This window comes from Streptomyces sp. V4I2 (genome assembly GCF_030817655.1).
In the GTDB taxonomy this organism is placed as follows: Bacteria; Actinomycetota; Actinomycetes; order Streptomycetales; family Streptomycetaceae; genus Streptomyces; species Streptomyces plumbiresistens.
The window spans coordinates 6,195,213-6,214,497 of sequence record NZ_JAUSZM010000003.1; the positions used below are offsets into that span (position 1 = coordinate 6,195,213).

At 65.5% G+C, this 19,285-nt stretch carries 13 protein-coding genes, 3 rRNA genes and 3 pseudogenes; 14 read left to right on the top strand and 5 right to left on the bottom strand.

The features are described from left to right. The first annotated feature begins 485 nt into the window (after window positions 1-485). The 7 genes and pseudogenes from QFZ76_RS29375 to QFZ76_RS29405 all read left to right on the top strand — a co-directional run. Window positions 486-2,013: ribosomal RNA gene (locus QFZ76_RS29375) — 16S ribosomal RNA — on the top strand. A 313-nt stretch (window positions 2,014-2,326) separates the two neighbouring features. Continuing rightward, a 23S ribosomal RNA gene (locus QFZ76_RS29380) occupies window positions 2,327-5,451 on the top strand. A 92-nt stretch (window positions 5,452-5,543) separates the two neighbouring features. Continuing rightward, window positions 5,544-5,660, top strand: a 5S ribosomal RNA gene (gene rrf, locus QFZ76_RS29385). Together the 16S, 23S and 5S rRNA genes form the textbook arrangement of a ribosomal RNA operon. Window positions 5,661-5,731: 71 nt before the next feature. After that, window positions 5,732-6,378: pseudogene (locus QFZ76_RS29390) on the top strand (HAD family hydrolase). Window positions 6,379-6,474: 96 nt separating this feature from the next. Further along, window positions 6,475-7,689 carry an MFS transporter gene (locus tag QFZ76_RS29395; RefSeq protein ID WP_307676537.1) on the top strand — a complete coding sequence of 405 codons (1,215 nt, stop codon included), beginning with the start codon at window positions 6,475-6,477 and terminating at the stop codon, window positions 7,687-7,689. After that, a complete protein-coding gene (locus tag QFZ76_RS29400) occupies window positions 7,640-8,812 on the top strand; it encodes an acetoin utilization protein AcuC (RefSeq protein WP_307676538.1) in 1,173 nt (390 codons plus the stop codon). Before QFZ76_RS29395 ends, QFZ76_RS29400 begins: the two co-directional genes overlap by 50 nt. 18 nt (window positions 8,813-8,830) lie before the next feature. Beyond that, window positions 8,831-9,334 (top strand): annotated as a pseudogene (locus QFZ76_RS29405) (transposase); the annotation flags it as partial. Between the two features lie 82 nt (window positions 9,335-9,416). Here the strand turns inward: QFZ76_RS29405 and QFZ76_RS29410 are convergent. Further along, window positions 9,417-9,641 (bottom strand): annotated as a pseudogene (locus tag QFZ76_RS29410) (DUF664 domain-containing protein); the annotation flags it as partial. A 13-nt stretch (window positions 9,642-9,654) separates the two neighbouring features. Next, window positions 9,655-10,392, bottom strand: a complete 738-nt coding sequence (locus QFZ76_RS29415) for an SDR family NAD(P)-dependent oxidoreductase (RefSeq protein ID WP_307676539.1) — start codon at window positions 10,390-10,392, stop codon at window positions 9,655-9,657. A gap of 84 nt (window positions 10,393-10,476) precedes the next feature. On the opposite strand from QFZ76_RS29415, the gene QFZ76_RS29420 reads away from it, so the two are divergent. From QFZ76_RS29420 to QFZ76_RS29445, 6 genes are all read left to right on the top strand, one after another. Next, on the top strand, window positions 10,477-11,118 hold the full coding sequence (locus QFZ76_RS29420; protein ID WP_307676540.1) for a TetR/AcrR family transcriptional regulator: 642 nt from the start codon (window positions 10,477-10,479) through the stop codon (window positions 11,116-11,118). A gap of 341 nt (window positions 11,119-11,459) precedes the next feature. Beyond that, window positions 11,460-12,275, top strand: coding sequence for a phosphatase (locus QFZ76_RS29425; protein WP_307676541.1), 816 nt, complete (start codon window positions 11,460-11,462; stop codon window positions 12,273-12,275). Window positions 12,276-12,404: 129 nt separating this feature from the next. After that, window positions 12,405-12,614: a helix-turn-helix domain-containing protein gene (locus QFZ76_RS29430; RefSeq protein ID WP_016437488.1), complete on the top strand. Its 210-nt coding sequence runs from the start codon at window positions 12,405-12,407 to the stop codon at window positions 12,612-12,614. Window positions 12,615-12,769: 155 nt separating this feature from the next. Then, a complete protein-coding gene (locus QFZ76_RS29435) occupies window positions 12,770-12,868 on the top strand; it encodes a 30S ribosomal protein bS22 (protein WP_003948845.1) in 99 nt (32 codons plus the stop codon). A gap of 196 nt (window positions 12,869-13,064) precedes the next feature. Next, window positions 13,065-14,126 (top strand): NAD-dependent epimerase/dehydratase family protein, encoded by a 1,062-nt coding sequence (locus QFZ76_RS29440; RefSeq protein WP_266435643.1) that lies wholly within the window; start codon window positions 13,065-13,067, stop codon window positions 14,124-14,126. Window positions 14,127-14,140: 14 nt separating this feature from the next. Then, on the top strand, window positions 14,141-15,199 hold the full coding sequence (locus tag QFZ76_RS29445) for a lysophospholipid acyltransferase family protein (RefSeq protein ID WP_307676542.1): 1,059 nt from the start codon (window positions 14,141-14,143) through the stop codon (window positions 15,197-15,199). A 136-nt stretch (window positions 15,200-15,335) separates the two neighbouring features. On the opposite strand, the gene QFZ76_RS29450 is transcribed toward QFZ76_RS29445, so the two are convergent. From QFZ76_RS29450 to QFZ76_RS29460, 3 genes are all read right to left on the bottom strand, one after another. Then, window positions 15,336-16,577 (bottom strand): DUF5667 domain-containing protein, encoded by a 1,242-nt coding sequence (locus QFZ76_RS29450; protein ID WP_307676543.1) that lies wholly within the window; start codon window positions 16,575-16,577, stop codon window positions 15,336-15,338. Window positions 16,578-16,810: 233 nt separating this feature from the next. Further along, window positions 16,811-17,584, bottom strand: coding sequence for an ECF subfamily RNA polymerase sigma factor, BldN family (locus QFZ76_RS29455; RefSeq protein ID WP_266435638.1), 774 nt, complete (start codon window positions 17,582-17,584; stop codon window positions 16,811-16,813). Window positions 17,585-17,924: 340 nt separating this feature from the next. Next, window positions 17,925-18,836: an HAD family phosphatase gene (locus QFZ76_RS29460; protein WP_266435636.1), complete on the bottom strand. Its 912-nt coding sequence runs from the start codon at window positions 18,834-18,836 to the stop codon at window positions 17,925-17,927. Between the two features lie 95 nt (window positions 18,837-18,931). On the opposite strand from QFZ76_RS29460, the gene QFZ76_RS29465 reads away from it, so the two are divergent. Next, the gene (locus QFZ76_RS29465; protein ID WP_266435633.1) at window positions 18,932-19,219 is read left to right on the top strand and encodes a glutaredoxin family protein; all 288 of its coding nucleotides are present in this window, start codon (window positions 18,932-18,934) and stop codon (window positions 19,217-19,219) included. The last annotated feature ends 66 nt before the right edge of the window (window positions 19,220-19,285 follow it).

Below are 19,285 nucleotides of genomic sequence, written 5' to 3' on the forward strand. Positions count from 1 at the left end.
ATTAGCGAAATGAGGAATCTGCGTTCGAATGAACGCAGCCCCCGATTAGCGTCGGGAGCAGGGAATCCGCTAAAGTCTCACTCGTCGGAACGGCCCACGGGTCGGGATGACAAGCCCCTCTGACTGGGAATCAGGCCCGAAAGGATCTGATAGAGTCGGAACCGCCGGAAAGGGAAACGCGAGAGCGGGAACCTGGAAAGCACCGAGGAAATCGGATCGGGAAGATCTGGTAGAGTCGGAAACGCAAGACCGAAGGGAAGCGCCCGGAGGAAAGCCCGAGAGGGTGAGTACAAAGGAAGCGTCCGTTCCTTGAGAACTCAACAGCGTGCCAAAAGTCAACGCCAGATATGTTGATACCCCGTCCATCGGATTCTTCCGGTGGCGAGGTTCCTTTGAAGAATACACAGCGAGGACGCTGTGAACGGCCGGGCTTATTCCGCCTGGCTGTTCCGCTCTCGTGGTGTCGACCCGATTACGGGTAAACATTCACGGAGAGTTTGATCCTGGCTCAGGACGAACGCTGGCGGCGTGCTTAACACATGCAAGTCGAACGATGAACCACTTCGGTGGGGATTAGTGGCGAACGGGTGAGTAACACGTGGGCAATCTGCCCTTCACTCTGGGACAAGCCCTGGAAACGGGGTCTAATACCGGATAACACTCCCTCCCTCCTGGGTGGGGGTTGAAAGCTCCGGCGGTGAAGGATGAGCCCGCGGCCTATCAGCTTGTTGGTGAGGTAATGGCTCACCAAGGCGACGACGGGTAGCCGGCCTGAGAGGGCGACCGGCCACACTGGGACTGAGACACGGCCCAGACTCCTACGGGAGGCAGCAGTGGGGAATATTGCACAATGGGCGAAAGCCTGATGCAGCGACGCCGCGTGAGGGATGACGGCCTTCGGGTTGTAAACCTCTTTCAGCAGGGAAGAAGCGAAAGTGACGGTACCTGCAGAAGAAGCGCCGGCTAACTACGTGCCAGCAGCCGCGGTAATACGTAGGGCGCAAGCGTTGTCCGGAATTATTGGGCGTAAAGAGCTCGTAGGCGGCTTGTCACGTCGGGTGTGAAAGCCCGGGGCTTAACCCCGGGTCTGCATTCGATACGGGCTAGCTAGAGTGTGGTAGGGGAGATCGGAATTCCTGGTGTAGCGGTGAAATGCGCAGATATCAGGAGGAACACCGGTGGCGAAGGCGGATCTCTGGGCCATTACTGACGCTGAGGAGCGAAAGCGTGGGGAGCGAACAGGATTAGATACCCTGGTAGTCCACGCCGTAAACGGTGGGAACTAGGTGTTGGCGACATTCCACGTCGTCGGTGCCGCAGCTAACGCATTAAGTTCCCCGCCTGGGGAGTACGGCCGCAAGGCTAAAACTCAAAGGAATTGACGGGGGCCCGCACAAGCAGCGGAGCATGTGGCTTAATTCGACGCAACGCGAAGAACCTTACCAAGGCTTGACATACGCCGGAAAGCATCAGAGATGGTGCCCCCCTTGTGGTCGGTGTACAGGTGGTGCATGGCTGTCGTCAGCTCGTGTCGTGAGATGTTGGGTTAAGTCCCGCAACGAGCGCAACCCTTGTTCTGTGTTGCCAGCATGCCCTTCGGGGTGATGGGGACTCACAGGAGACCGCCGGGGTCAACTCGGAGGAAGGTGGGGACGACGTCAAGTCATCATGCCCCTTATGTCTTGGGCTGCACACGTGCTACAATGGCAGGTACAATGAGCTGCGATACCGTGAGGTGGAGCGAATCTCAAAAAGCCTGTCTCAGTTCGGATTGGGGTCTGCAACTCGACCCCATGAAGTCGGAGTTGCTAGTAATCGCAGATCAGCATTGCTGCGGTGAATACGTTCCCGGGCCTTGTACACACCGCCCGTCACGTCACGAAAGTCGGTAACACCCGAAGCCGGTGGCCCAACCCCCTTGTGGGGAGGGAGCTGTCGAAGGTGGGACTGGCGATTGGGACGAAGTCGTAACAAGGTAGCCGTACCGGAAGGTGCGGCTGGATCACCTCCTTTCTAAGGAGCACTTCTTACCGATCCCTTCGGGGTGAGGTCAGAGGCCAGTTCATCGGCGAACGTCCGGTGCTGGTTGCTCAAGGGTGGAACGTTGACTACTCGGCACACTTGACCAGCTTGTCTTCCTAGTACTGCTTCGGCGTGGAATGGAAGGCGAGTGGCGAGGGTGTCGGGCACGCTGTTGGGTGTCTGAGGGTACGGGCTTTCGAGTCTGGACCTTCGATGCCGGCCCCAGTGAACTCGAACCGGTTGGTTCGGGGTGATGGGTGGCTGGTCGTTGTTTGAGAACTGCACAGTGGACGCGAGCATCTGTGGCCAAGTTTTTAAGGGCGCACGGTGGATGCCTTGGCACCAGGAACCGATGAAGGACGTGGGAGGCCACGATAGTCCCCGGGGAGTCGTCAACCAGGCTTTGATCCGGGGGTTTCCGAATGGGGAAACCCGGCAGTCGTCATGGGCTGTCACCCATACCTGAACACATAGGGTATGTGGAGGGAACGCGGGGAAGTGAAACATCTCAGTACCCGCAGGAAGAGAAAACAACCGTGATTCCGGGAGTAGTGGCGAGCGAAACCGGATGAGGCCAAACCGTATACGTGTGAGACCCGGCAGGGGTTGCGTATGCGGGGTTGTGGGATCTCTCTTTTACGGTCTGCCGGCCGTGAGACGAGTCAGAAACCGTTGATGTAGGCGAAGGACATGCGAAAGGTCCGGCGTAGAGGGTAAGACCCCCGTAGTCGAAACATCAGCGGCTCGTTTGAGAGACACCCAAGTAGCACGGGGCCCGAGAAATCCCGTGTGAATCTGGCGGGACCACCCGCTAAGCCTAAATATTCCCTGGTGACCGATAGCGGATAGTACCGTGAGGGAATGGTGAAAAGTACCGCGGGAGCGGAGTGAAATAGTACCTGAAACCGTGTGCCTACAAGCCGTGGGAGCGTCGCTGTATGTGCTTGCACATGCAGTCGTGACTGCGTGCCTTTTGAAGAATGAGCCTGCGAGTTTGCGGTGTGTTGCGAGGTTAACCCGGGTGGGGTAGCCGTAGCGAAAGCGAGTCCGAATAGGGCGTTTCAGTAGCACGCTCAAGACCCGAAGCGGAGTGATCTAGCCATGGGCAGGTTGAAGCGGAGGTAAGACTTCGTGGAGGACCGAACCCACCAGGGTTGAAAACCTGGGGGATGACCTGTGGTTAGGGGTGAAAGGCCAATCAAACTCCGTGATAGCTGGTTCTCCCCGAAATGCATTTAGGTGCAGCGTCGTGTGTTTCTTGCCGGAGGTAGAGCACTGGATAGGCGATGGGCCCTACCGGGTTACTGACCTTAGCCAAACTCCGAATGCCGGTAAGTGAGAGCGCGGCAGTGAGACTGTGGGGGATAAGCTCCATGGTCGAGAGGGAAACAGCCCAGAGCATCGACTAAGGCCCCTAAGCGTACGCTAAGTGGGAAAGGATGTGGAGTCGCACAGACAACCAGGAGGTTGGCTTAGAAGCAGCCACCCTTGAAAGAGTGCGTAATAGCTCACTGGTCTAGTGATTCCGCGCCGACAATGTAGCGGGGCTCAAGCGTACCGCCGAAGTCGTGTCATTGCAGCATATAGCCCCAACGGGCGCTGTGATGGGTAGGGGAGCGTCGTGTGCCGGGTGAAGCAGCCGCGGAAGCGAGTTGTGGACGGTTCACGAGTGAGAATGCAGGCATGAGTAGCGATACACACGTGAGAAACGTGTGCGCCGATTGACTAAGGGTTCCTGGGTCAAGCTGATCTGCCCAGGGTAAGTCGGGACCTAAGGCGAGGCCGACAGGCGTAGTCGATGGATAACCGGTTGATATTCCGGTACCCGCTGTGAAGCGTCAAACATTGAATCAGGCGATGCTAAGTCCGTGAAGCCGCCCTGGAGCCTTCGGGCAAAGGGGAGTGGTGGAGCCGACGGACCAGACTTGTAGTAGGTGAGTGATGGGGTGACGCAGGAAGGTAGTCCAGCCCGGGCGGTGGTTGTCCCGGGGTAAGGGTGTAGGCCGAGTGGTAGGTAAATCCGCCGCTCATCAAGGCTGAGACCTGATGCCGAGCCGATTGTGGTGAAGTGGATGATCCTATGCTGTCGAGAAAAGCCTCTAGCGAGTTTCATGGCGGCCCGTACCCTAAACCGACTCAGGTGGTCAGGTAGAGAATACCGAGGCGTTCGGGTGAACTATGGTTAAGGAACTCGGCAAAATGCCCCCGTAACTTCGGGAGAAGGGGGGCCATCACCGGTGATCCGTTTTACACGGTGAGCTGGGGGTGGCCGCAGAGACCAGCGAGAAGCGACTGTTTACTAAAAACACAGGTCCGTGCGAAGCCGTAAGGCGATGTATACGGACTGACGCCTGCCCGGTGCTGGAACGTTAAGGGGACCGGTTAGTCACTCTTCGGGGTGGCGAAGCTGAGAACTTAAGCGCCAGTAAACGGCGGTGGTAACTATAACCATCCTAAGGTAGCGAAATTCCTTGTCGGGTAAGTTCCGACCTGCACGAATGGCGTAACGACTTCTCGACTGTCTCAACCATAGGCCCGGTGAAATTGCACTACGAGTAAAGATGCTCGTTTCGCGCAGCAGGACGGAAAGACCCCGGGACCTTTACTACAGTTTGATATTGGTGTTCGGTTCGGCTTGTGTAGGATAGCTGGGAGACTGTGAAGCTTGGACGCCAGTTCAGGTGGAGTCGTCGTTGAAATACCAGTCTGGTCGTGCTGGATGTCTAACCTGGGTCCGTGATCCGGATCAGGGACAGTGTCTGATGGGTAGTTTAACTGGGGCGGTTGCCTCCTAAAGAGTAACGGAGGCGCCCAAAGGTTCCCTCAGCCTGGTTGGCAATCAGGTGTTGAGTGTAAGTGCACAAGGGAGCTTGACTGTGAGACCGACGGGTCGAGCAGGGACGAAAGTCGGGACTAGTGATCCGGCGGTGGCTTGTGGAAGCGCCGTCGCTCAACGGATAAAAGGTACCCCGGGGATAACAGGCTGATCTTCCCCAAGAGTCCATATCGACGGGATGGTTTGGCACCTCGATGTCGGCTCGTCGCATCCTGGGGCTGGAGTCGGTCCCAAGGGTTGGGCTGTTCGCCCATTAAAGCGGTACGCGAGCTGGGTTTAGAACGTCGTGAGACAGTTCGGTCCCTATCCGCTGCGCGCGCAGGAATATTGAGAAGGGCTGTCCCTAGTACGAGAGGACCGGGACGGACGAACCTCTGGTGTGCCAGTTGTCCTGCCAAGGGCATGGCTGGTTGGCTACGTTCGGGAGGGATAACCGCTGAAAGCATCTAAGCGGGAAGCCTGCTTCGAGATGAGTATTCCCACCCCCTTTGAGGGGTTAAGGCTCCCAGTAGACGACTGGGTTGATAGGCCGGATCTGGAAGCCCAGTAATGGGTGGAGGTGACCGGTACTAATAGGCCGAGGGCTTGTCCTCAGTTGCTCGCGTCCACTGTGTTGGTTCTGAAACCACGAACAGCCCCGTTGTCGGGCCACGACAACGGTGCGGCTGAAACAGTTTCATAGTGTTTCGGTGGTTATAGCGTGAGGGAAACGCCCGGTTACATTCCGAACCCGGAAGCTAAGCCTTACAGCGCCGATGGTACTGCAGGGGGGACCCTGTGGGAGAGTAGGACGCCGCCGAACAATTGTTGAGGAAACCCCCGTGCCATCGGCACGGGGGTTTTCTGTTTTTCCGGGTCGCTTAGGGTCGGGGCATGCGCTATGACCTTGTCATCTTCGACAACGACGGTGTGCTCGTCGACAGTGAGCCCATCTCCAACCGGCTTCTGGCCGGCTATCTGACCGAGCTCGGGCATCCGACGTCGTACGAGGACTCCATCCGTGACTACATGGGGTCCGCGATGCACCGGATCCACGACCTCGTGTGGGAACGGACGGGGCAGCGGTTGCCGGAGCGTTTCGACGACGTCTTTCATGGGCGGGTGTTCGCGGCCTTCGAGCGGGAGTTGGAGCCGGTGGCCGGGGCCGTGGGGGTGCTGGAGAAGCTGGCTGCGGACGGGGTGCCGTACTGTGTCGCCTCTTCCGGGAGCCATGAGCGGATTCGGGTCGGGCATCGGAAGACCGGGCTGGACCGGTGGTTCGACGAGGGGCGGATCTTCAGTTCGCAGGATGTGGGGCGGGGGAAGCCGGCGCCGGATCTGTTTCTGTACGCGGCCGGGCGGATGGGGGTCGCGCCCGAGCGGTGTGTCGTGATCGAGGACAGTCCGCTGGGGGTGCAGGCCGCTGTCGCGGCCGGGGGATGGATGTGTACGGGTTCACGGCCATGACGCCTGCCGAACGGTTGGCCGGAGCCACCCAGTTGTTCTCTGACATGGGGGAGTTGGCTGACCTGCTGGTCTGACGCCCGGTCTGCGAGCGCCGGGCGAAGCAAAGATGAAACAAACTCATCTTTGGTTGGACCTACCCACGAGTACGCCGGGGCCTTACGCTCGCCGCCATGACTGATGTGCTGCGGCGCGGCAGGGCCTCGCTGGCGTTCAGCTTCTTCGCGCAGGGTGTCGCCTTTGCTCTGCTCGTGACGCGGATTCCGGCCATCCAGGACCGTTACGGGGTCTCCGACGCGCTGCTGCCCGCGTTTCTCGCGGCCGTGCCGATCCTCGCCGGGGTCGGGAGCGTGAGTACCGAGCAGTTGGTGAAGCGAATACCGCCCAGCCGGGTGCTGCGGTGGTCCCAGCCTGTGGTGCTCCTGGCGCTGCTCGGGGTGGGGGCGGGGGAGTCCATGGTCGAGCTGGGTGTCTCGCTCGCCGCCTTCGGGCTCGCCGTGGGTGCGCTGGACGCCTCGATGAACATGCTCGGGGTGAGTCTGCAGCGGGCGTACAAGCGCAGCATCATGCTCAGTTTCCATGCCGTGTACAGCCTGGGCGGGATTCTGGGAGCCTCGCTCGCCTGGGTGGGAGCGCACTGGCATCTGGCGTTGTGGGTGTCGTATCTGCCGGTCGTGCTGGTGCTGTTGCCGGCTGCTCTGGTGGGGAGTCGGTGGTATGTCGACGGGGGCGGGGACGCCGATGTCGTGGAGGAGAAGGGCGAGGGTGGGACCCTCGCCTTCGCGTTGCTGCTGCCGCTGTGTCTGGTGATGTGTTTCGCGTACATCGGGGATTCGACGGTCTCCAACTGGAGCGCGAAGTATCTGCAGGACGTGCTGGGGAGCAGTGAGCAGCTGGCGACTGTGCCGTACAACGTGTACATGGTGACCACGCTGATCGGGCGGGCGATCGGGGACCTTGGGGTACGGCGGTTCGGGGCGGTCGCTGTCGTGCGGGTGGGGGCGTTGGTGGCGGCGGTCGGATTCGGTGTGGTGGCGGTGGCGCCCGGGGCGTGGGTCGGGATGCTGGGATTCACGTTGCTGGGGCTCGGGTTGTGTGTGCTGGTGCCGCAGACTTTCGCGGCGGCGGGGCGGTTGTTCCCGGGGGCGTCCGATGCGGCGGTTGCCCGGCTCAATGTCTTCAACTACGTCGGGTTCCTGGTCGGGTCGCCGTTGGTGGGGGCCTTGGGGGATGCCTGGAGCTATCGCGGGGCCATGCTTGTGCCGATGGTGTTGGTGCTGGTGACGCTCGTGTACGCCCGGTCGTTCGCCGCTCAACCGGACCGATACGGTGGCGGGCATGAGCGGCCGCGCACAGCTGATGTGGGACGAGGCAGTAACGGGCTATGACTTCGGTCCGGAGCATCCGATGGATCCGGTTCGGCTTGCCCTGACCTGGAGGCTTGTCCAGGCCTTCGGGCTCGACCGGGAGATGGACGTCGTTTCGGCCAAGCCGGCGGGCGAGTCGACGCTGCGGCTGGTTCACCGGGCGGACTACGTCGAGGCCGTGAAGGCGGCCTCCGTGGATCCCGGGGCGGCCGACGGGTCGTACGGGCTGGGGACCATGGATGATCCGGCGTTTGCCGGGATGCATGAGGTGTCCGCGCTGATCGCGGGCCAGTCGGTGGGGGCCGCGGAGGCCGTGTGGCGGGGGGAGGCGCTGCATGCGGTGAACTTCGCGGGTGGGTTGCATCACGCCATGCCGGGGGGTGCGTCGGGGTTCTGCATCTACAACGACGCGTCGCTCGCCATCGCCCGGTTGCTGGAGCTCGGGGCCGAGCGGGTCGCCTATGTGGATGTCGACGTGCATCACGGGGACGGGGTGCAGGCGGCGTTCTGGGAGGATCCGCGGGTTCTGACGATTTCGCTGCACGAGCATCCTCGTACGTTGTTTCCGCAGACCGGGTGGCCGGAGGAGACGGGGGCGGAGTCCGCGGAGGGGACGGCGGTGAATGTCGCGTTGCCGGCGGGGACCGGGGACGCGGGGTGGCTGCGGGCGTTTCACGCGGTGGTGCCTGAGGTGATCGCCGACTTCCGGCCGCAGGTGTTGGTGACGCAGCACGGGGCCGACACGCATTTCGAGGATCCGCTGGCTCATCTGGCTGTGTCTCTTGATGCGCAGCGGGCCGTGCAGGTGGCCTGTCATGACCTGGCGCACGAGTACGCCGACGGACGGTGGGTCGCGCTGGGTGGGGGCGGGTACGCGGTGGTGGATGTGGTGCCGCGGTCGTGGACTCATCTGGTGGGGATCGCGGCGGGGCGGGCCGTGGAGCCCTCCGCCATGATTCCCGAGGGGTGGCGGCAGGAAGTGTTCGCCCGGACTCGGCAGTTGGGGCCGGCGCGGATGACTGACGGGCGGTGGCCTGTGGGGTGGGCCGACTGGGAGGCGGGGTACGACCCGGCGGATCGGTTGGACCAGGCGGTGTTGGCGGCTCGGCGGGCGGTGTTTCCGTTGCGGGGGTTGTTGGCGTAGGGGCGAGGTGGGGCGGGGGTTGGCACCGGGGTTTTTTGGCGGGATTTGCCTGCGCGTTTCGGTCGGTGGAAGACCGTGTTTGAGCGGCATCGGCGCTGGTCAGCGGATGGCACATGGGGCAAGCTCTTCCCACCGACACGCCGCGGGAGCACGTGAGAAACCCCCGCGGCTTCCGGGAAAAGACACACGCCCCTGGAGCACCGCCCCGATGAGGGCCTGGGACGCTCACGGGGCGGCCTGACCTGCAAGATCACCTTGCCGGTGAGGGCGGACGCCGCCCACTCGCCTTGCATGGAGCGTGTCCGTGTCGCCCGCTGGGATGGCGGGCGACCGCGGACTCGGCCTGGCCACCTCGGCGGAGACAAGGCTTACTCATCCCGCCGCAACCGCCGCTACCTGCGGCGACGCCAGATCAAGCACACGATTCCCGAACCGAAGAACCAGCGGGCCAGCTGACAGCACAAAGGCAGCAGGGGCGGTCGGCCCGCTGGCTTCGACAGGACGATCTACAAACGCAGGAACGCACCGTTGCCTCGATCCGACTGTGGCTCCGGCCGCGACCCACCGGAGAGAGCTGGTAGTACCCCTTCGTCCCGTCAAGCAGCTCCCTCACGATGTTCGCGTGCCCCGCGTGCCGTCCGGTCTCCTCGACGAGATGGATGAGCATCCAGCGGAGGTCGGCGTTGCCGGAGCGGCAGTCGGGGTGGCGGTCGACGTCATCCGAAGAGGCCGCGGCCACGAGCTCGTTGCTTCGGGCGCACTGGCCTCGTACGACGCACCCGCGCGGCTGGAAGTGCGCCCCGTCGCTTCGAGGGAACCGGATGCGCACCAGCGGCCGTCGTTCAGGCCCGGGTGTAGCCGCCGTCGGCGAAGAGTTCGGCGCCGGTGACGAACGACGAGGCGTCCGAAGCCAGGAAGAGAGCGGCCTCGGCGATTTCCTCGGCGTCGGCCAGCCGCCCCAGTGGCACGACGGCCTCGGCGAACTGGTCGATGTCCGGCCCCGCGGCGCGCAGCAGGCCAGGGGTCCGCGTGGGTCCCGGGCTGAGCACGTTGACCCGGAATCGGCGCTCCCGTGACTGCCGGGCCCAGTTGTGCACGAGGTTGCTCACCGCCGCCTTCGAGGCGCTGTAGACCTCGAGTTGCTCATTGGGGCGCACGCTGTTGCTTGAGCCGATGACCAGGATGGAGGCGTTCTCCGCCAGCAGCGGAAGCGCCTTCTGGACGGTGAAGAGTGGGCCCTTGACGTTGACGGCGAGTGTCAGGTCGACGTTCGCCTCGGTGTGGGCGCCGAGCGCGGCGTCCGCGACGATTCCCGCGTTGGCCACCAGCACGTCGATGCGTCCGGCCTCCTCGCGGACTCGCGCGTAGAGCGCGTCCAGGTCGGCCAGGACCGAGACGTCGGATCGTACGCCGGTGGCCGCAGGGCCCATCTCCTTGACTGCCGCTTCGAGGCGGTCGATGTCCCGGCCGGTCACGAAGACCCGTGCGCCCTCCCGGACGAAGCGGTGGGCGATGGCCAGCCCGATCCCGCTGGTCCCTCCGGTGATCACGGCCACCTTCTCCTGCAGCACGCCTGGCATGTCGAACCCCTTCGGTTGTGGAATGGATCGTCCATAACGTAGGCAGTAATGGACGATCGAGTCAAGAATGGGTAGGGTGAGGCCATGCCGAGACCACGCGCATTCGACGAACGCCGAGTCCTGGAGCGGGCCCGGGAACAGTTCTGGGCGACCGGCTATGCAGGAACCCGGATGGACGACATCGCCCGGGCGACCGGCCTGGGGAAGGGCAGCCTGTACGGCGCATTCGGCGACAAGGGCAAGCTGTTCCACCGTGTGTTCGGCGACTGGTGCACCGCAGTCGTTGAGGTGGCCGAGGACCGGCTGGCAGGTGGCCCGGACGCAGAGGCCCTGGCCCGGCTGTCGGGATACGTGCACCTCATGGCGGAGAACACCGCCTCCGACACCGAGCGCCGCGGGTGCCTGTTGGCCAAGGGCGCGGCGGAACTGGCCCAGCACGATCCGACGGTCGCCGGACGGTCGGCCGAGACCATGACGGCACTGCTGACCCTGCTGCGGACGGAGATCAGCGCCGCCCAGCGCCACGGCGACATCGATAGCGCTGCGGATCCGGAGCGGTTGGCGGCACTGCTGTTGACGGTGGTCCGCGGTATCGAGGCGGTAGGCAAGGCCGGCCTGGACCCGGAGACGCTGCGGAACATTGCAGACACCGCACTGGCGGTCCTGCCCATGTCCGAGGGGCAGAAACGCCTCGAGACCGGGTGCAGTCCGGCCCGCGAGAACTAACTTGGTGCCATCGCGGCCCCATGATCCGCCGGACAGCGCCTAGGTCCCTTGCACCCCACGCGGGGCTCCGCCCCGGCGGCTGCGTCCCCGGATTCCTGGCGGGGACTGAGGTCCCGGATCCCTGGCGGAGGCTACGGCCGCTGGTGCCTTGTGGGCTTCGTCCCTGCACCCCGCTGGGCTGAGCCGCGAACCCGCTCCGTCCGAAGGGCCGTCTCCTCGGACTCGGACTCGGACGCGGAGACAGGGGTGTGGCCGGTATCGGCAGGCAGGTATTACGCCAACTGTGGGGTGTTTGCTCGTTCGTGTCGCGGTGGGGTGTTGGGTCCGTCAGCATCGCACCCGTGTTGAGTGTCGGCGCCCTGCGTGCCCATCTGCTTGCCGCGCGGTTGGCCGGGACTGTGGCGACCTTGCGGGAGGAGAGTCTGCGGAGTTATCGGTTGTTCGCTGCTCGGGATCCTCGGGTTCTGATCGGGATTGATCCTGAGTGGTCGTGGGGACAGCTCGATCTGATCGAGTTGATGGCGGACAAGTGCGGGGTTTCGGCCGATCCTCGTCACGTTGAGGGCCATGATGTGATTGATCCTGAGCGGACCCTGGTTGCTCTGGATGCGTTCGCCGAGCGGCTCGAGGCAGCCGCGCAGCGTGGCGCGACCGTCCTCCTCGGCACCGGGCACCCCCATCGACTGCTCGGCTTCTACGCCGCCTTGGCAGACGCACTGTCGGCGGCGGGATGTACCGTCCTCAGCCCGGCGCAGGGTCACTCTGTCGACATAACGACCCGGTTCGGTCTACGCACGTACAACCTTGACTACGTACGAGGAGTCGCGCTGGTGCGGGAACCCGCCGCGCCGAGCTCCGGTCGTGCGACCGGCGCGCACACGCATTCGCCGCTCCCGGTTCGGGTCGCGCTGGCCGCGGCCGCGGAGGCCGGCGGGCCTCTTCCCGAGCTCGTCATCGGAGACCACGGGTGGGTCTGCGGAGCAGGTCAGCTGGGGTTTGAGGCCATTGGGCTGGCGGATACGGATGACCCCGCGCTCTTTGTGGGGGAGGCGGAGGGGGTCGTGTCCGTCGTCGTTCCACTTGATGACGCTGTGCGGTCTGATTACTACCTGCCGCTGACCCGCTACGTACTCAATCGAGCGTGTCTGTCACAGTAGGCCGCCGATGGGTGCACCTCTTCCCCACTTGCATCACCCGCCCCTACATTGGGGAGTGAGCACGCAGCGACGAAGAGTCACCGGAAGGGGAAGCCGGTGGCCGTCGAGTGCGGAAGGTTCAGGTGTGTCATGGCTGCTGAGCAGAGGCCTCTGAGCGAGGTTCAGTTCCTTACCGTGGCGGAAGTCGCCTCGGTGATGCGAGTGTCGAAGATGACCGTGTACCGATTGGTGCACAGCGGTCATCTGCCCGCGATCCGGGTGGGGCGGTCCTTCCGCGTCCCGGAGAATGCGGTTCACGAGTACCTTCGCGAGAGCTATGTGGGGGTGGAAACCGCCTGACGACGACGGGTCCGGGGGGATCCTCAGGGCACTACTGGATCACCCCGGTCACCTCGATTACGACCTCAGCGCTCGGGCGGGTAGGCTAGCCCCTCGTAGGTCGTATGGGCCCATGGCGCCCAGCACCGAGTGATGAGAAGTGAGCGAGGGTAGTCGTGGGCTCTGTTATCAAGAAGCGGCGCAAGCGGATGGCCAAGAAGAAGCACCGCAAGCTGCTCAAGCGCACGCGCGTTCAGCGTCGCAACAAGAAGTAAGCGACACCGCGAGAGCGTGTGTTCTGTGGCCCCCCGCCCATGATGGTGGGGGGCCACACGCGTGTCCGGGGCCGGATGTCGTCACTTCATGCATTGGGCGGTCATCACAGCGCAACACCAAACCGCTAGGTTGGGCCTCACACGGGGAACGCGGCAGGCAAAGAGTGCTGGTTGGGCTGGAAGGAAGGCGCTGATCTTGGGCAAGGTCGTGCTCGTGACCGGGGTGGCCCGTCAACTGGGGGGCCGGTTCGTACGACGGATCCAGCGTGACCCACAGGTGGAGCGGGTCGTCGCCGTGGACGCGGTTCCGCCCGAGCACCATCTGGGCGGCGCCGACTTCATCCAGGCCGACATCCGGCAGCCCGGCATAGCGCGGGTCCTCGCCGAGACGGCCGCCGACACGGTCGTCCATCTGGACGTCACCGCGACCGCGCTCGGCAGCGGCAGCCGGACCTCCGTCAAGGAGACCAATGTCATCGGCACCATGCAGCTGCTGGGGGCCTGCCAGAAGTCGCCGACCGTGAAGCGGCTCGTGGTCAAGTCCAGTACGAACGTGTACGGATCCGCGCCGCGCGATCCCGCCGTCTTCACCGAGACCACTCCGCCGAAGTCGCTGCCCAGCGGCGGGTTCGCGAAGGACGCGGTGGAGGTCGAGGGGTATGTGCGCGGGTTCGCCCGGCGCCGGCCGGACGTCGCCGTGTGTGTGCTGCGGTTCGCCAACATCCTCGGCCCGACCGCGGACACCCCGCTCGCCGCGTATTTCGCGCTGCCGATCCTGCCGACCGTGCTGGGCTACGACCCCCGGTTGCAGTTCGTGCACGAGGACGACGTGATCGAGGTGCTGCGGATCGCCTCGCACGAACCGGAGCGGGGCACGCTCAACAGCGGCACCTTCAACATCGCCGGGGACGGCGTGCTGTTGCTGTCGCAGTGCTCGCGGCGGCTGGGCCGGCCCACGGTGCCGTTGCTGCTCCCCGCGGTGACCTGGGCCGGATCGCTGGTGCGTACGCTGGGTATGACGGACTTCTCGCCCGAACAGATCCGGCTGCTGACCCACGGCCGGGTCGTGGCGACGGACCAGATGCGTGAGACGCTCGGGTTCAAGCCGAAGTACACGACGGCTCAGACGTTCGCGGAGTTCGCGCGCAGTCGCGGACCGGGACTGCTGCCGCCCGAGGCCCTTGCGGGGGCCGTCGACCGGATCGCCGCGCTGCCCCTGGCGGGCAGCGGCCACCCCCCGACGCAGAGCGCCAACTGAGGAGCGCATCAACGATGGCGGACGCCAAGGTCATTCCGTTCGACGACGACCGGTCCCGCGGGAGCGCCGTGCAGCGGCCGCCGCGGCGCCGGAGCGCGGGGAGCCGGCGCAAGGGTGAGCCCACGGTGGTCCGTGAGGTCCAGCCCCTGCCCAGCAGGGCGCCCGCGCAGGATGATGTTCCCGTGACCCGTGAGGAACAGCCGCCCCCGCAGCGGCAGGACAAGGGCGCGTACGGCGGCCTGGAGCGGCGTATCGCGGGCGGGCTCGCGTTCCTGCGGCGCCGGCTCACGGGTGACTACGAGGTCGACGACTTCGGCTACGACGCGGAGTTGACCGACCAGGTCCTGATGTCCCTGCTGCGCCCGATGTACGAGAAGTACTTCCGGGTCGAGGTGAAGGGCGTCGAGAACATCCCGGCCGAGGGCGGGGCGCTGATCGTCGCCAACCACTCCGGGACGCTGCCGATGGACGGCCTGATGATGCAGGTCGCCGTCCACGACCACCACCCCGCCAACCGCCATCTGCGGCTCCTGGCGGCGGACCTGGTCTTCATGCTGCCTGTGGTCAACGAACTGGCCCGCAAGCTCGGCCACACCCTGGCCTGCGCGGAGGACGCCGAACGGCTGCTGGCCCAGGGCGAGGTGGTCGGCGTGATGCCGGAGGGCTTCAAGGGCGTCGGCAAGCCCTTCAGCGAGCGCTACAAGCTCCAGCGCTTCGGCCGCGGCGGCTTCGTCTCGACGGCGCTGCGCCAGGGCACCCCGATCATCCCGTGCTCGATCGTGGGGGCCGAGGAGATCTACCCGATGATCGGCAACGCCAAGACCCTGGCCCGCGTCCTCGGCTTCCCGTACTTCCCCCTCACGCCGACCTTCCCGTGGCTCGGCCCGCTGGGTGCGGTCCCGCTGCCGACCAAGTGGACCATCCAGTTCGGCGAGCCGATCCCGACGGACGGCTATCCGCCGGAGGCCGCCGAGGACCCGATGCTGATGTTCAACCTGACCGACCAGGTCCGCGAACAGATCCAGCACACGCTCTACAAGCTGCTGGTGCAGCGCCGCTCGGTCTTCTTCTGAGCGCTGTCGGGGGCTCTCGGTAGCTGTTGAGAAACCTGCGGCGGCTCTCGGGCAGCTGTCTGAGAAACCTGACCGAAGCCTGTCGTACGACAACGGGGGCGCCCTCCTGAGGAGGGCGCCCCCGTTGTCGTAGGGACTACTGCTCCGCGTCCTCCGCGTCGATGCCCAGGCCGGGCAGCAGGCCGGGGAGGAGGGGCGGGAGGGTGACGTCCGGTTCGGTGGTGGGTGTCGTGGTCGACGGGGGAGTGGTGCCGCCGGTGTTCTTGGGTGGGTCGAGGAGGCCGCCGGTGTTGCCGCCGAGCAGGCCGTCGTCCTCGGTGCCGGAGCCGGCCGACTTGCTGGGGCTGTTGCTCCCCGTGCCGTCGGACGAGCCGCCGTTGCCGCTGCTGGGTGCCGAGGAGCGGCCGGAACCGGTCGAGGTGTCGGAGGATGCCGGCCCGGAGTCCTGCCGCTGACCGGTCCCGCTGCCGCCCTGGGCGGGAGGCTGCGGGAGGAGGGACTGCAGCGGGGCGACCTCTTCGTCTATGGCGTCGAAGACCGACGAGACCTGCTGACTGACGTCACCGAGCTGGACGGGCAGTCGGTCGCGCAGGGCGCCCCAGACGTCGCGGTGCGAGCGGGAGAAGGCGTCCAGGGCCTGGATGGGGCCCAGGGACTCCGGGTCGCGCTCGTACGCCGCGGTCAGCAGGCGGTGGCCCTCGGAGGCGTCGTGCCGCATGCCGGACAGAGCGCGGCGGATCTCGCCCAGCGACTCGTGGTCGAGTTGGCCGCCGCGGTCGCGCTCCATGAGCCGGCGGGCCTCGCTGAGGCGGGTGGAGGCCTGGTCGAGGTAGGCCACACCACGCTCGTCGTCCCCGTCGGACAGGTAGGAGAGCTTGAAATCCTCTATGCCGCGCTTGAGGCCGTACAGCGAGTCGCCGGGCAGGGCGTCCGAGCTGGCCGCGGCGACTCCGCCGAAGGCGCCGGCGGCGACGCCGACGCTGAGTCCGCCCGCGGCGAGGCCTTTGGTGAGCCGGGAACGCGGGCGGAGCTTGCCCAGTGGGCTCGCCCGGTGCGTGCCCCGTGCCCGGGGGGAGCGCTGTTCAGGCACCGCCGGGTCGCCCTCGCCTCCCACGGTGCCCTCCAGCAGCATGGCCTCCATGGCGGCCACGAGCTGGGCCCGCTGGACGACCTTGACCTCGGGGTCCATCTGCGGTTTGGGCAGCTCGCCGAGACCGGTCGCCAGGGCCGTGAGGCGGCCCTGACCGGTCTGTTCCGCAGCAGCCGGGGACGGTGGTGGTCCGTCGGACTGCTCGGCCGCCGTGCCCTGGCCGGACTGGTCCTCCAGGGCCTGGGCGAAGGCGTTCGCCCGCCGGTGCGCCGATACGTTCGCGATCACTGGCGGCACCTCCTCTCGTCAAGACGGTCGACTCCCCAGGGGGTCCTGAGGGTTGCACGCCCTGACCAGAAGCACACGATCGGGTGATCGAAGTCGGCCAGGGAGTGACCACAGGGAGCCTGCATCCCGCACAACGAGTGGCGCGGCACTTGGGTTACGGACGGCGGATGATCGGATAGCGAAGCCAACGGACTTTCACCGACTGCGAGTTGAGAGTTACCGAGCGTGTTCTGTCAGCGTGCGTCGTCCGGGAGGAGCCGGGCGAGAGTGCGCACGGCGCGGTACTGGAGGGTCTTGATCGCGCCCTCGTTCTTGCCCATCACGCGGGCGGTCTCGGCGACGGAGAGGCCCTGGAGGAAGCGGAGCGTCACACACTCCTGCTGCTGCGGGTTGAGCCGTCGTACGGCATCGAGGAGGGCGGCGTTCGAGAGGGACTCCAGGACGGAGTCCTCGGGGGAGCGCTCGACCTCGTTGGCGTCGAGCATCTCGCCGGTGGTGACTTCGAGCCGGAAGCGGCTCGACTTGAAGTGGTCCGCGACGAGGTTGCGGGCGATGGTCACGAGCCACGCGCCGAAGTCGCGGCCCTGCCAGGTGAACGTGCCGATGCGGCGCAGTGCGCGCAGGAACGTCTCGCTGGTGAGATCCTCAGCGGTCGCCTTGCCTCCCACTCGGTAGTAGATGTACCGGTACACGGTGTCGCTGTACTGGTCGTAGAGACGGCCGAAGGCATCGGCCTCGCCGGCCTGGGCGCGCTCCACAAGGTCCATCATGCGGGCGCTGTCGCTGTCCGCCGCGGGGCGGCGGGTTGTTGTGGCACCGGTCGAACGCCCTCGTCTTCCGACGGCGGCGCTGCCGTCGGCGAGCGCGTAGCACGGGCCGACGGGGGTGGTGGCAACGGCGAGGGCAGGGACGGCGTACGCGGTGGGGACGAAGCCGCGCAACAGGTCTTGGACCGTTGCGCGCAGCGTAGCCAGGCCCGAGGCGTCAACCCCGACGTGTGGGTACACGGGACTCCCAGAGGCAGAGCTTCCATCACGTGCAGTACGGAACCGTTCACCCGTCGTAGCGACGGAAGGGGATCCGGATTGCGTCTGAGGAGAATAACGCTTAGTGCAGGCACTGCTACACGCAGTTGCTCAAATCATCGATTACGTCGCTTCTGTAACCGAATGGCGGCCGATCAAGTGCCGGTCAGTGATCGGTTGTTGATCGGAAAGCGTCGTGTTCCGTCTGGGTCCGGGGCGTGTTGTGGCCGTGTGCAGCCAACGGGACTGACCAGCGGGGTAACGGGGTACGACCCGTGGATTGGCCGGTTGTTCCGGGTGTGACCTGTTGTGATGCCCGGCGTTATCGGCGGCGTTTGTGCAGGGCGATCGCCGCCGCGGTGCCGCCCGCCACCGCGCCGACGCCGGCCGCCGCCGGGATGCCGACCTTCGCCGCCTTGCGGCCCGTGCGGTAGTCGCGCAGCCGCCACTCCAGCCGGCGGGCGTGCTTGCGCAGCTTGCTGTCCGGGTTGATGGCGTAGGGGTGGCCGACCAGCGACAGCATCGGGATGTCGTTGTGCGAGTCGCTGTAGGCGGCGCAGCGGGTCAGGTCCAGGCCCTCCGCCGCGGCCAGCGCACGGACCGCCTCCGCCTTCGCCGGGCCGTGCAGGGGTTCGCCGACCAGCTTGCCCGTGTACACGCCGTCGACCGACTCGGCGACCGTGCCGAGAGCACCGGTCAGACCGAGGCGGCGGGCGATCACCTGGGCGATCTCCACCGGGGCCGCCGTGACCAGCCACACCTTCTGGCCGGCGTCCAGGTGCGCCTGGGCCAGGGCCCGGGTGCCGGGCCAGATGCGCTCGGCCATGTACTCGTCGTAGATCTCCTCGCCGATCGACATCAGCTCGGAGACCCGGTGGCCCTGGACGATCGACAGCGCCGAGTCGCGGGCCTCCTGCATGTGTTCCGGGTCCTCGACGCCGGCCAGCCGGAACCACGCCTGCTGCCAGGCGAACTTCGCGAGGTCGCGGGTCTCGAAGAACTTCCGCTTGTACAGGCCCCGTCCGAAGTGGAACAGGGCGGCGCCCTGCATCACGGTGTTGTCCAGATCGAAGAAGGCGGCGGCGTGCGCGTCGCCGTGCACGGGGAACGCCGGCTCCTCGCTGGGGAGGTCCTGCGTGGACTTGCGCGCTGCCTCAGCCGAGGCCTCGCCTGCCAACACGCTCCGCGCGGTGGCGGAGCGCCTACGGGGAGTGAGCCATCCAAGAGCGGCCATGGCGTGAGCATAGCCAGTCTGTTCGGAGGTTCCGGAGCCGAGAGGTTCGAAGGATGTGAACTCTCCGCGACCGTGCCGTTAAAGAACGCGGGAGAATGGCCGACATGACTCCCATCTTTCGGCGCAGCGCCCCGAGGGCCCCGCAGGACCGGCTCGTCACTCTCGTACGCAAGGCCGGGTGTCATCTGTGTGATGACGCACAGTCCGTGGTCGAGAAGGTGTGCGCCGATCTGGGGGTTCCCTGGGAGCAGAAGGACATCACCCAGGATCCCCAACTCCACGACCAGTACTGGGAACAGATCCCCGTCGTGCTCGTCGACGGAGCGCAGCACACCTTCTGGCGCGTGAACGAGGATCGCCTTCGCAAAGCACTGACCGAGTAGTCCAACTGGTCCGGAACGTCGCTTAGGATCGACGGCGACTTGGTCTCGGGGGCGGGAATCGTAGAG